The following is a 12,545-nucleotide window of genomic DNA, read 5'->3' as shown; positions in this document are numbered from 1 at the left end:
AGGGCCAAGGCGTCAACGGCGATTACCCGGCCACCGTCCGCAGCAGACGTTTTCGCGCCGGTGGAATCGCCCTGATTTCGAGCCCGGTGAAAACATGAAGCGTGTTCATGTGGCGATCGACCACCGCATGATCGCTTACCCAGCCCCCCATCATCAGGTAGGTGCGCAGCAAAGGCGGCATCCGCAGCATCGCTTTTCTTGCATCCGGCCTGCGGCGCAACCGCGTGGCAAATCTGAAAACATCCGGTGCCTTGACTCGCGGCAACCAGCGTTTCGGAGCCAGATGCCTGTGTTTCAACATCGCGAAGGCGTCCAGATACTCCTCGGTCTCCGTCCCTGCAAAAGAGGAACACCCAAACAGCATCTCCACGTTGTTCTGGTCAACATAGGCCGTCATCGCACCCCAAGCGACACGCAGAATGTCCGGGTCTGTCCACTCGGGATGAATGCAGAACCGCCCCATCTCGACCATCCGGCCTTCAAACCCTTCTAGGGCGGACAGATCATAGAATTGCGCAGAATAACTGCGTCCGATCTCGGTCCCGTCATCCATAGTCAGCAAGCGGAAGCAGCAGACCAGTTGTCCACCCTTTGACATGTCTTCAATTAGTATATGTGCGCAAAGCGGATCAAAACCGTCCTGACCGGCTTGCTCTGTTTCGAAGGCAAGCGTTCGAAGCAACTGCGCCGCCACAACATCCTGCGGCGACTGTGCCAAACGGGCGCGATACCGCCCCTTGCCAAGCAATAGTGCCATGGTCGCATACTCCACAGTTGCCGACCTATTTCTTCTTGCCGCGCCCTTAGCACACATTGTGTGACCGTCGTGTGACTACAGCAAGATGTGGCTCTTTATTACTATTACTATTACTGGGTGGCTCCCGGAATATTGGCCGGGTTGAAGTTGCCGATATTGCCCAGCAGCTGACGCAGGAAGCCCGAACTTTCAATCGACGATTCAGTCACGCGACGATCCAGCTGAACAACGATTCCGTCTTCCAGCCCAAATCGTTCGACATTGCGGACGACACCCCGATCATCGAAGCTGATTGCCACCAACTCGCGCGAGACCACTTCCGGTCTTTTCGGACCATAGTGGCGGACGCGCGACCGGACGTAATAAAATCCGGAGTCTCGAACCACACCGGACGAACTGGGCGCACCGACTGTCTCGATCACGCTGTCTCGGGTATCGACGCCCACCTTGATCTCGGCCAAGTCTTCCGGCGTCGGGATATATCCGTGATTCTTGAAGACGGGCGTGCATGCTCCGACAGCTGCCAGACAGGCCGCAAAGACAAGCGTTTTCGACGCCGGTTTCAACCTGTTCACAACCTTCAACATTTACACCCTCTTGCCTTGGCCCCGTGCGGACCCTATCCGATTACAGAAACCGCAGCCCCGGTTCAACACAGGAAAGGGTCACGAATGAGCAAGCAAACATCTCTGCGGGTGGCCGACCTGCCCCAAAACGCACCTACCCCATTTGAGCTACGCCCTGACTCCAAGGCGTTGGAGGCCATTAAGGGCGAGCTTGGCCTGTTGGGCCTGCGCAAGCTTAGCTTTGTGGGTGACGTAAGGGCACAAGGCAAACGCGACTGGGCTTTGAAGGGAAAACTGGGCGCTACGGTGATTCAGCCCTGTGTCGTAACGCTTGAGCCGGTCACCACCCGGATCGATATTCCGGTAACCCGGATTTATGTTGCCGACTGGGTCGACCCCGAAGAGCCGGAATTCGAAATCCCCGAAGGTGATGAGACCGAACAGCTTGGCGCTGAGATCGACCCCACCCTTGTTATGATCGAGGCCCTGTCGCTGGCCCTGCCCCAATATCCGCGCAAGGACGGTGCGGAACTGGGACAGGTCGACTTTACCGAGCCCGGCAAACAGGCGATGACCGATGAGGATGTCAAACCATTTGCCGGTCTGGCCGGTCTGCGCGACGCATTGAAAAAAGACGAGTGACATAGGTCTGTTTTCCTGTCATAGCAGGCGCTCAGAAAAATCGCTTGAACATGTCGAGAATCGCAGTATTTTCGCGCGCTCATCGGAATTTGGGTTGGACAACGTGGGGCTAGTCCCCTAAACGCGCGTCGAACCACGAGAAAACGAAGAATGAAACCCGGCCCACAGCGAATCTGTTGGCCCTTAGTAGACAAAGGTTGAGACCATGGCCGTCCAACAGAACAAAGTTTCCAAGTCGCGTCGCAACAACCGCCGCGCACACGACGCTCTGGTTGCTGCAAACCCGAACGAATGCCCGAACTGCGGCGAGCTGAAGCGCCCGCACCACGTCTGCGCATCCTGCGGCCACTACGATGACCGCGAAGTCGTCGCACAGGCCGACGAAATCGATCTGGACGAAGACGCGGCCTAAGCCTTTAAACGCGCAGGCAAGGCATGACTGAACAGCCCTCGCACACCGGACGGATTACCATCTCGGTTGACGCTATGGGCGGAGACTCGGGGCCCGCGACCGTGGTTGCGGGCATTGCCAAATCGGCAAATAAGAATCCCGATATTGCGTTCGTCCTGCATGGGCCTGAGCAAATGCTGCGCAAACTTGTCGCCAAACGGCGTGTCCTCCAGGGGCGCGTCGTTTTTCGTGATTGCTCCGATGTGGTCACGATGGAGGACAAGCCCAGTCAGGTTGTCCGTAACGGCAAGCAGACCTCGATGTGGTCGACGCTGGAATCGGTACGTCAGGGAGAAGCGCACGGCGCTGTGTCCTGCGGCAATACCGGCGCGCTGATGGCGTTGTCGATGATGCGGCTTCGCAAGTTGCCGGGCGTGAACCGTCCGGCGATTGCGATTCTGTGGCCCTCGCGCAACCCGCAGGGGTTCAACGTGATGCTTGACGTGGGCGCAGATGTGCGGGCCGACGCCAAGGATCTGCTGCAATACGCTTTGATGGGCGCGTCCTACGCTCGCAACGGATTGGCGTTGGAACGACCCCGGATCGGCCTGCTGAATGTCGGCACCGAAGAGCACAAGGGCCGCGCCGAGCTGAAAGAAGCGCACGGGATGATCGCGGATTTCTCAGAGCAGGCGAATTTCGAATTTGTCGGCTTTGTGGAAGGCAGCGACATTCCCGGTGACAAGGCGGATGTCATTGTCACCGATGGATTTACCGGCAACGTCGCGATCAAGACAGGCGAAGGCACGGCCAGCCTGATTGGCGACCTGCTGCGTCAGGCGTTCAAATATTCTCCGCTGTCGCGCTTGGCTTCTGTGCTGGCGATCACCTCACTAAATCGTCTAAAAAAGCGTATCGACCCACGCCGCGTGAATGGCGGGGTTTTCCTTGGCCTCAACGGAACTGTGGTCAAATCACATGGTGGCGCGGATGCCACCGGAGTCTCTGCGGCAGTCAAACTGGCCTTTACTCTGGCCCAGTCTGGTTTCGCCGAAAAATTGGCGGCACGGGTTGCATCGACAGCCGAGCTTGCACAAGATGCCGTCCACACGCCGTCAAAGGCCGGCGAATAACAAAAAAGGCAGTAACCCAATATGGCAGGCCGTTCAGTTGTCGTAGGAGTCGGACACTATTTGCCAGAGCGCATCGTTCCGAACTCCGAGTTTGAAAAGACGCTTGATACGTCGGATGAGTGGATCAGAACCCGCTCAGGGATCGAACGCCGCCACTTCGCCGCTGATGATGAGACCACATCTGATCTTGCCAGCAAAGCGGCCGAGGCCGCGTTGGCCGATGCCGGGCTGACCGCTGACGATATCGACGCGATTATTGTGGCGACCTCGACCGCCGACCTGACGTTCCCTTCTGCAGCGACGATGGTTCAGGCACGGCTGGGTATGACCAACGGGTTCGCCTTTGACGTTCAGGCCGTTTGTGCCGGATTCGTCTTTGCCCTGTGCAACGCCAACGCTCTGATCCTGTCGGGTCAGGCCAAGCGTGTGTTGGTCATCGGGGCCGAAACCTTCTCGCGAATCATGGATTGGTCAGATCGCTCCACTTGCGTTCTGTTCGGTGACGGCGCCGGTGCACTGGTGCTTGAGTTGCAAGAGGGCGAAGGAACTTCGGACGATCGGGGTATTCTGTCCACCGATCTGAACTCGGACGGTCGCTATAAGGACTTGCTCTACGTGGATGGGGGCGTATCAACCCAATCAACCGGTCACTTGCGCATGCAGGGCAACCAAGTCTTCCGCCATGCCGTTGAAAAACTTGCAAAAACAGCCAATACCGCTTTGGAAAGCGTGGGTCTTGCCAGTACGGATGTGGACTGGATCGTGCCGCATCAGGCCAATATCCGCATTATCCAAGGCACCGCCAAGAAAATGGGCCTGCCAATAGAAAACGTGGTGGTTACCGTACAAGATCACGGTAACACATCGGCAGCATCGATTCCCCTCGCCCTGTCTGTCGGCAAACAGCGCGGGCAGATCAAACAAGGTGATCTGATCGTGACTGAGGCCATCGGAGGTGGTCTGGCATGGGGTGCGGTTGTTCTGCGCTGGTAACCGGCGCAATTCGGCTTACACACAGGCCCGCAATTCATTGATATTGACAGTGAATTTCCCCCCGCCATATTCTATGGCATCAACAGGGGAAATGGTATGGGCGATAAAACACTGACCCGAATGGATCTGAGCGAGGCCGTCTTCCGCGAGGTCGGCCTGTCACGCAACGAAAGTGCGCAGCTGGTTGAAAGCGTTCTGAACCACATGTCCGACGCCTTGGTGCGCGGCGAGCAGGTGAAGATCTCGTCTTTTGGCACCTTCAGCGTTCGGGACAAGACCGCCCGCATCGGTCGCAACCCCAAAACCGGCGAAGAAGTTCCGATTCAGCCCCGCCGTGTTCTGACGTTCCGCCCGTCGCACCTTATGAAGGATCGCGTCGCCGCAGGGAACCGCAAGTAAGATCAGGACGGCACGGTCATGAGCAAGTCCCCCGACGCTTTTCGCACGATCAGTGAAGTTGCGGACTGGCTGGGCGTTCAGGCTCATGTACTGCGATTCTGGGAAAGCCGCTTTAATCAGGTCAAGCCGGTGAAACGTGCCGGGGGTCGGCGCTATTACCGACCCAACGACATGCGTCTTCTGGGCGGCATCAAGAAATTGCTGCACGAGGATGGGATCACCATCAAGGGCGTTCAGCGCATCCTGCGAGAACAGGGTGTGAACTACGTCGCGTCGTTGTCACAGGGGCTGGATGAGCCCGCTGAACCGGCAGCTTCGGCGAACGACAATGTTGTTGTTCCCTTTACATCCAAGCCAGCCCCGGCGAACGAACAGATCAAACTGGATCTTGGCGATTCTGCAGCTGCTAAGCCCAAACCAGAGACACCTGCTGCACCGCCGCAGGCGCAACCGTCCGTGCCCGTACCTGAAACAGCCTCAGAAAAGTCCGAACCAGAGTATCTGGATGAATCCCCTCTGTTGGGTGGAATCGCAACGCAGGCGTGGGAACGCACCGATTTTGACGATCAGTTATTGAAACAGATTGCACCGGTGGCAAAGGACTTGCGCGCCGTATTGGATCGCATTGAAAACCGAACGGCGGGATAAGAAAAAAAGGCGATGATTTCCTCTTGCCCCTGCCGGGAAAGTCTTTATGAACACCTCAACGTCGGGCTATGGCGCAGCCTGGTAGCGCGTCCGTCTGGGGGACGGAAGGTCGCAGGTTCGAGTCCTGCTAGCCCGACCAAATCACACCGACGTTTATGGCAAATAGGCCAGATCCCGCTCTGGCATCAGGGGGGATCGGAATGACAGGTGTATGCCCAAACCAACAGATCGAGGCGATGATCGAACGCGGTGAGATCACCGCAAACCCCGAGATCATTGCTGCCCAGGTACAGCCCGCCAGCCTGGATTTGCGCCTCGGAACAGTTGCTTACCGCGTGCGCGCGTCGTTTCTCGCGGGCGAAGGACGCTCGGTGGCGGATCGTTTGGCTGAGTTCGAGATGCATCGCATCGACATCTCGGACGGCGCAGTTCTTGAGAAAGGCTGCGTCTATCTGGTGCCACTAATGGAGTCGTTGGCCCTGCCCGATGGCGTCACTGCGGTGGCCAATGCCAAAAGCTCGACCGGGCGTCTGGATCTGCTAACGCGTACCATCACCGATGGCGGTACAGAATTCGACCGTGTTCACGCTGGTTACACCGGACCTCTCTACGCCGAAATCTGCCCCCGCTCATTCTCGGTGCTGGTGCGACCGGGCATGCGCCTGAACCAGATTCGGTTCCGTCAAGGTCAGGCCGTACTCAGCGATGCGGAACTGACCGCGCTGCATAGTGACTCACCTCTGGTGGATGGTCCTGCGGTGATTCAGGACGGCCTGGGGTTTTCGGTCGATCTACAACTGCCTGACACCGACCTGGTTGGCTATCGCGCCAAACCGCATACCGGAGTGATCGACCTGGACCGGATCGGCGAATACGATCCGCAGGAATATTGGGAAGAGGTGCGCACCACCGACGGCCGTATTATTCTCGACCCAGGCGCGTTTTACATCCTCGTCAGCCGCGAGGCGGTTCATATCCCGCCCCTGTATGCCGCTGAAATGGCGCCCTATTTAGCGATGGTAGGTGAATTCCGCGTTCACTACGCAGGTTTCTTTGACCCAGGTTTCGGCCACGCCGCAGCTGGTGGTGCGGGTTCGCGCGGCGTACTGGAAGTGCGCTGCCACGAGGCCCCATTTGTGCTGGAGCATGGTCAGGTCGTCGGACGGCTTGTCTATGAGAAAATGGCCGAGATGCCCACGCAGCTATACGGTGCAGGCATCGCGTCAAACTATCAGGGACAAGGCCTGAAATTATCCAAACATTTCAAGTCAGTTAGCTGATCAGAACTTTGTGAACCGCCGCATCTGGCGGGTGATCCGCTGCGCTTGTTTCAGGTTCTGCGACGGGCGTGGTCCGTTATTCCTCGCCCGCTTGGGGTCGTCTGGCTGGCCACCCATGCGGCTCGCCATGTCAAATCCCTTATCCACGCCTTTGTTTACTATGCGACGCATAACCGGACGTACGATCATGTCAATGATCCGGTTGGCGTTCACTGCTCAACTCCGTTTCCCGAGTTCCAACATAGGCGATCCAAGTAACAACAAAAGGGCTGTCTGTTCACTCTTCCTCAAACAGTTCAGTCTGATCTTCCTCTTGTTCGTCATCGCGCCCCTCTCCCAGCGGGATGGTGCCCGGGGGCGGCCGATTTTCCAGCAACCCGGCTGCGCGCAATTCTTTGAGCCCCGGCAGGTCGCGGGCGTTTTCCAACCCGAAATGGTCCAGGAATTGCGGCGTCACAACAAAGGTGACCGGACGACCCGGAGTCATACGGCGACGACCCAGCCTGATCCACTCCATTTCAAGCAATTGATCAATCGTCCCACGCGAGACCGAGACACCACGGATTTCTTCAATCTCAGCCCGTGTGCAAGGCTGGTGATAGGCGACAATGGCCAGCGTCTCAATCGCTGCACGGCTGAGCTTGCGGGTTTCGACCGTTTCCTTCTGCATCAGAAAACCCAGATCGGGTGCGGTACGGATTGCCCAGGCCTCACCCACACGGACCACACGGACACCGCGGCCTTCATAGCGTTTCTGAAGCATTTCAACCGCTTGCGCCGCATCGCTGCCATGAGGCATGCGCGCCTCCAAATCGGCAATCGTCACCGGCTCAGCACTCGCGAACAGTACGGCTTCGACCATGCGCTCTTGCTCTGCCATTGGTGGCGCTTCGAACAGGGTGCCGGTGCCTTCGTCTTCGGGGGCGTCAGTCACGTGTTTCAGTCCTCTTGCGCAGATGAATCGGGGCAAAGGTTTCGCTTTGCTTGATTTCCATATGTCCTTCTTTCACCAGCTCCAGCGAGGCCGCAAAAGTCGCAGCCGTGGCCGAGCGGCGGCGCACCGGATCTGCATCCCAACCGTCGGGCAGATAGGTCTCCATATCGGTCCATGTGCCCGCGAAGCCGATCAGCGGCCGCATCCGCTCCAACGCCTGCTCCATCGTGAACACGGCGTCGCGGTCCATGACAAAGGGGCGGAATTCGTCGCGGGTGCGGATACGGGCATAGCCCTGCATCAGGTCCAGCAGCGTGGCCGAATAGGTGACGGTCCGGATGCGGGTGATGTCCTCACCCTGCCCCCGTTTGAAGAAATCACGGCCCAGCTGATCCCGTGCCATCAGGCGGGCGGCAGAGTCACGCATGGCCTGCAAACGTTCCAGTTGGAACGCGAGGTGCGCGGCCAGTTCTTCGCCTGATGGTCCTTCGTCATCCGGGTCGGGCGGCAGCAGCAGGCGGGATTTCAAGAAAGCCAGCCACGCGGCCATAACCAGATAGTCGGCCGCCAGCTCGATCCGCAGTGCACGGGCCTTTTCTACAAAGGCCAGATATTGCTGTGCCAGCGCAAGAACCGAGATTTTTCGCAAATCTACCTTCTGCGTCCGCGACAGAGTCAGCAGCACGTCCAGCGGGCCTTCGAAACCGTCGACGTCGACGATCAGGGCCTCGGCGGCCAGTCGATCGGCAACCGAGACGGGGTCTTCGCTAAAAAGGTTATCGTTCATATACCTGCCCGCCCATTAGGGCAGATAGTTCCGCCTCGGCGGCAGGGATGTCAAGTTCCGCAGGCTTTTGACGCATCGCCAGCGCTTTTTCTGCGCGCTTCTGTGCCGGATCGGTCATCTCTCCGGCGGCTTCAAGTACATTGGTGCGGGCCTCGAACGTTCCGTTGCAATGCAGGATTACATCGCAGCCTGCGGCCAACGCTTGGCGCGTGACGTCCTCTGGCGCGCCGTTTAGGGCTTTCATCGAAATATCGTCGGTCATGATAAGGCCGTCAAAACCGATCTGTTCGCGGATTAGGCCGATCATCGTTGGTGAGATCGTTGCCGGTTTGGGATCAATACGGTCATAGACCAGGTGCGCAGTCATCCCCATCGGCAGGTCGTTGAGCGCACGAAACGGCGCAAAATCAGCCTGCTCCAGCGCGTCTTGCGACAGGTCGACGTGCGGCAGGTCGTGATGGCTGTCCAATGTCGACAAGCCATGGCCCGGCATGTGTTTGACAACAGGCAGCACACCCCCATCCAGATGCCCCTTGGCGACAGCCTTTCCGATTTCGGCAACGGTTTTGGGGTCGGAGCCATAGCAGCGGTTCTTCAGAAACGCGTGAGTGTCCTCACGTGCCAGATCGACCATGGGAGCACAGTTGCTGTCGATGCCAAGCTCAAAGAGCTCATTGGCGATCAGGCGATACCGCAGATACATGGCGCGTTCCGCCTGCTCTCCGGCTCGTTCAGCGTGATCCAGCGGCGGCATCCATTCCCGCGCTAGCGGGGCTCGCAAGCGCTGCACACGGCCGCCTTCCTGATCAATGGTGATCGGGCAATTACGCCCCACGGCCTCACGGAAATCATCGCACAGGGCACGGACCTGATCGGCCGTATCGACGTTGCGTGCAAATAAAATGAACCCAAACGGGTTCATTTCACGAAACAGTCTCTTTTCCTCGGGCGTCAGGCGCAGGCCTTCCGCATCGGTGATCGCTGCGCCGAAACTCACCGAGCAGCCACCGGGATGCAATCTGCACCCTGCGCCTGAAGTGCGGCACAGAACTGTCGCGAGTCGCTCAGATCGTTAAAACCCAGAACACGCAGGCGGTAGAAGGTGCGGCCACCACTTGAGGTTTTCTGTATAACACGCTGTTTTCCATTCATATATTCACCAAACCGCCCATTCAGACGGTTCCATTCCGCAAGAGCCACGTCCGAGCTTTCATACGCTCCCAACTGTGCCATGCGAGTGCCCCTGGATAGGGTGTTCGGGTCCACATCCAGACCAACGGCTGCTTTGACGGCTGCGTTGATTGCAGCCTCGGTGCTGCTGTTCGGGGTGACACCGCTGGGAGTGGCACGGGCCGGACGGGTGTTCGGGCGCAGAGACCGGCGGACACCCGGCTGTGCGGCCAGTTCTGGATCGGGCAGTTGCGCGGCCAGATCGGCGGGGTCGATCGCGGGTTCTTCCTCGGGTGTTACCAGAGAGGCCAGTTGCACACCCTGCTCTTCCGGTTGGTCAATCTTTGCCGCCTCGCCCGCCAGTTCGGCAACCAGAGCATCCACCGTTCCCTGACGCAGCTTTGCGGCTTCCTGATCGGAGATCTCCTCCTCGACCACGTGCACAGCGGGGGTTGCTTTCAGAGGTTCTACGGGTGTGTCTTCATCCGTCAGCGACACCGGGCGCGGGGCAAGGATCAGACGATCTGCCGGAGGTGCCGCGGTTCCAACAGCAGCTACCGCATTCACGGCCAAGCCCTGGTGATCTGCAGGTGTTCCGCCCGGGTTCTCGGGCTGAATGCGCATCGGCCCTTCGATCGCCCGTACAACCGGCACGCCGCTGACATCGCGCATCACCAGCTTATAGCCCCAAACGCCAATCCCGGCGACCAGCGCCAAAGACGCCACGGCCCCCATCGCATTTACGATACGGCTAAGGCCCGCAGCACGCGGTGCCTCCTCATACCCCTGCATGTCGTCGGAATAATCGTACCCATCCTGAGGATGCGGTTGATTCGTGTAATGCATCTGCTCGGGGCGCGCTTGCCCCGAGTAATCGTAACGTGCCATGTCCGCCTCACCGCCCGATTCACGCCTGAAAATAAGGCGCGCGGGTCATTTCTTGCCTACCTCGTACCGGCGCGTCGGGCGGAGTTTGTTACCGCATCTCCTGCGCTGGAGTAACGCCAAGAATACCCAAGCCCGCTGAAATCACAACAGAAACAGCCCGGGCCAATGCGATTTTCGACTGGCTTGTGGCAACATCGCCATCCTGGATGAAACGCAGCTGGGTTTCATCATTGCCCTTGTTCCAAAGCGCGTGGAAATCCCCGGCGAGTTCATACAGGTAGAACGCAACGCGGTGCGGTTCGTTGGTGCGCGCGGCGATTTCCACCAGACGCGGCCATTCGGCCAGCTTCTTGGCCACGGTCAGTTCCGAGGCGTGGTCGTTCTTGCTCAGATCCGCCCCGGCAAGCGTGCCGTCATCGGCGGCAATCCCGGCCTCTTTCGCGCGGCGCAGCACGCTGCACACACGAGCATGGGCGTATTGGACGTAGAACACGGGGTTCTCGCGGCTCTGCTCCAGCACCTTATCGAAGTCGAAATCGAGTGGTGCATCATTCTTGCGGGTCAGCATCACAAAACGGGTCACGTCCGGACCAACCTGATCCACCACATCGCGCAGAGTGACAAAGTTCCCCGCCCGTTTGGACATCTTGAACGGCTCGCCATTCTTCCACAGCTTCACCAACTGAGTCAGCTTAATATCCAGCGGCACCTTGCCGTCGGACAGCGCCGACACAGCCGCCTTCATCCGTTTGACATAACCGCCATGGTCGGCGCCAAACACGTCTATAAGCGCGTCAAAGCCACGGCTGACTTTGTCGTAGTGATAGGCAATATCCGGGGCAAAATAGGTCCACGAGCCGTCCGACTTCTTGACGGGGCGGTCGACGTCATCGCCATGTTCGGTCGATTTGAAAAGCGTCTGTTCGCGCGGCTCCCAATCTTCGGGCTTCTTGCCCTTGGGCGGCTCCAGCACGCCTTCGTAGATCAGGCCCTTCTCGGTCAGCGACTCCAGCGCCGCCTCGATCCGGCCGGTGCCATAGAGCGACTTCTCCGAGAAAAACACGTCCATCTCGACGCCCAGCGCCTTCAGGTCGGCGCGGATCAGGTCCATCATCGCGTCGGTGGCAAAGTTACGCAGATCCTCAAGCCATTCGCTTTCCGGCTTGTCGATCAGGCTGTCGCCGTATTTCTCTTTCAGCGCCTCGCCAATCGGGATCAGGTAGTCGCCCGGATACAGCCCTTCGGCAATCTCGGGGCTCAGGCCATTGGCCTCGCGATAGCGCTCATAGGCCGAGCGCGCCAGCACATCCACCTGCGCACCACCGTCATTGATGTAGTACTCACGGGTCACATCATGGCCGGAATAGGCCAGCAAGCTCGCCAGAGCATCGCCGAACACCGCGCCCCGCGTATGGCCCACATGCAGCGGACCGGTTGGGTTGGCCGAGACATATTCGACGTTGACCTTCTGCCCCTGCCCCATGGTCGAGCGGCCGTAGTCGGTGCCCTTCTCCAGCACCGCCGCCAGAACGCCCTGCCAAACGGAGGGCGCAAGACGCAGGTTCAGGAAACCCGGTCCGGCTACTTCGGCGCTGGTTATCCGCTCATCCGCCGCCAGCTTACCGGCCAGCACATCGGCAATGTCACGCGGCTTCATCTTGGCCGGTTTCGCCAGCACCATCGCCGCGTTGGTCGCCATATCCCCATGCGCCGCATCGCGCGGCGGTTCAACGGCCACGTTGTCAAAGCTCAGCCCTTCGGGCAGCGCGCCTTCGGACTGCATCTGCGCCAGCGCGTCCAGTACCAGGCCGCGGATCTCGGAAAACAGGTTCATTTCGGATGTCCTTTTGCTTGCCCGGCGGTTTACCATGCACTGCGGCAAGGTCAATGGACGCCTAAAGTTTGAGCTTGGTTTAACGCCAAAGCCCGCTAGTGTCGGCGTAAATCTGTTTTTCGG

The 12,545-nt window shown here is 58.9% G+C and carries 15 protein-coding genes and 1 tRNA gene; 8 read left to right on the top strand and 8 right to left on the bottom strand.

Translation table 11 applies throughout. The features are described from left to right. Positions 1 to 22: 22 nt before the first annotated feature. Positions 23 to 757: a GNAT family N-acetyltransferase gene (locus ABLN94_RS01785; RefSeq protein WP_352988548.1), complete on the bottom strand. Its 735-nt coding sequence runs from the start codon at positions 755 to 757 to the stop codon at positions 23 to 25. 110 nt (positions 758 to 867) lie between these two features. Continuing rightward, positions 868 to 1,344, bottom strand: coding sequence for an outer membrane protein assembly factor BamE (locus ABLN94_RS01780; RefSeq protein WP_352988546.1), 477 nt, complete (start codon positions 1,342 to 1,344; stop codon positions 868 to 870). A gap of 84 nt (positions 1,345 to 1,428) precedes the next feature. Here ABLN94_RS01780 and ABLN94_RS01775 point away from each other — a divergent pair, with 84 nt between their 5' ends. The 8 genes from ABLN94_RS01775 (at position 1,429) to ABLN94_RS01740 (ending at position 6,809) form a co-directional block, all read left to right on the top strand. After that, a complete protein-coding gene (locus tag ABLN94_RS01775; RefSeq protein ID WP_352988544.1) occupies positions 1,429 to 1,965 on the top strand; it encodes a YceD family protein in 537 nt (178 codons plus the stop codon). A gap of 205 nt (positions 1,966 to 2,170) precedes the next feature. Then, positions 2,171 to 2,377 carry a 50S ribosomal protein L32 gene (gene rpmF / locus ABLN94_RS01770; RefSeq protein ID WP_008756996.1) on the top strand — a complete coding sequence of 69 codons (207 nt, stop codon included), beginning with the start codon at positions 2,171 to 2,173 and terminating at the stop codon, positions 2,375 to 2,377. 23 nt (positions 2,378 to 2,400) lie between these two features. Beyond that, positions 2,401 to 3,489 carry a phosphate acyltransferase PlsX gene (gene plsX / locus ABLN94_RS01765; protein WP_352988542.1) on the top strand — a complete coding sequence of 363 codons (1,089 nt, stop codon included), beginning with the start codon at positions 2,401 to 2,403 and terminating at the stop codon, positions 3,487 to 3,489. A 21-nt stretch (positions 3,490 to 3,510) separates the two neighbouring features. Then, the gene (locus ABLN94_RS01760) at positions 3,511 to 4,482 is read left to right on the top strand and encodes a beta-ketoacyl-ACP synthase III (protein ID WP_352988540.1); all 972 of its coding nucleotides are present in this window, start codon (positions 3,511 to 3,513) and stop codon (positions 4,480 to 4,482) included. Between the two features lie 96 nt (positions 4,483 to 4,578). Next, positions 4,579 to 4,881 (top strand): integration host factor subunit alpha, encoded by a 303-nt coding sequence (gene ihfA, locus ABLN94_RS01755; protein WP_008755922.1) that lies wholly within the window; start codon positions 4,579 to 4,581, stop codon positions 4,879 to 4,881. 18 nt (positions 4,882 to 4,899) lie between these two features. Beyond that, entirely contained in the window at positions 4,900 to 5,529 is a 630-nt protein-coding gene (locus ABLN94_RS01750; RefSeq protein ID WP_352988538.1) for a MerR family transcriptional regulator, read from the top strand. A gap of 62 nt (positions 5,530 to 5,591) precedes the next feature. Then, a tRNA-Pro gene (locus tag ABLN94_RS01745) sits at positions 5,592 to 5,668 on the top strand. A gap of 61 nt (positions 5,669 to 5,729) precedes the next feature. Further along, entirely contained in the window at positions 5,730 to 6,809 is a 1,080-nt protein-coding gene (locus ABLN94_RS01740) for a 2'-deoxycytidine 5'-triphosphate deaminase (RefSeq protein WP_352988537.1), read from the top strand. Here the strand turns inward: ABLN94_RS01740 and ABLN94_RS01735 are convergent, their stop codons facing one another. The 6 genes from ABLN94_RS01735 to argS all read right to left on the bottom strand — a co-directional run bounded on the left by ABLN94_RS01735 (position 6,810) and on the right by argS (position 12,422). Next, positions 6,810 to 7,022: a hypothetical protein gene (locus tag ABLN94_RS01735; RefSeq protein WP_352988535.1), complete on the bottom strand. Its 213-nt coding sequence runs from the start codon at positions 7,020 to 7,022 to the stop codon at positions 6,810 to 6,812. It lies immediately after the preceding gene. A 64-nt stretch (positions 7,023 to 7,086) separates the two neighbouring features. Then, positions 7,087 to 7,743, bottom strand: coding sequence for an SMC-Scp complex subunit ScpB (scpB, locus tag ABLN94_RS01730; RefSeq protein WP_352988533.1), 657 nt, complete (start codon positions 7,741 to 7,743; stop codon positions 7,087 to 7,089). Continuing rightward, entirely contained in the window at positions 7,736 to 8,530 is a 795-nt protein-coding gene (locus ABLN94_RS01725) for a segregation and condensation protein A (protein WP_239343554.1), read from the bottom strand. The genes scpB and ABLN94_RS01725 overlap by 8 nt, the downstream gene beginning before the upstream one ends. Continuing rightward, positions 8,520 to 9,527 (bottom strand): beta-N-acetylhexosaminidase, encoded by a 1,008-nt coding sequence (gene nagZ / locus ABLN94_RS01720; RefSeq protein WP_352988531.1) that lies wholly within the window; start codon positions 9,525 to 9,527, stop codon positions 8,520 to 8,522. Before nagZ ends, ABLN94_RS01725 begins: the two co-directional genes overlap by 11 nt. Continuing rightward, entirely contained in the window at positions 9,524 to 10,588 is a 1,065-nt protein-coding gene (locus tag ABLN94_RS01715; protein WP_352988529.1) for an SPOR domain-containing protein, read from the bottom strand. The genes nagZ and ABLN94_RS01715 overlap by 4 nt, the downstream gene beginning before the upstream one ends. Before the next feature lie 88 nt (positions 10,589 to 10,676). Next, entirely contained in the window at positions 10,677 to 12,422 is a 1,746-nt protein-coding gene (gene argS, locus ABLN94_RS01710; protein WP_352988527.1) for an arginine--tRNA ligase, read from the bottom strand. Positions 12,423 to 12,545: the final 123 nt, after the last annotated feature.

Origin of the sequence: Ruegeria sp. SCP11, assembly GCF_040329455.1 — a bacterium.
Taxonomy (GTDB): Bacteria; Pseudomonadota; Alphaproteobacteria; order Rhodobacterales; family Rhodobacteraceae; genus Ruegeria; species Ruegeria atlantica_E.
This window is presented reverse-complemented; position numbering and strand designations above follow the sequence as displayed.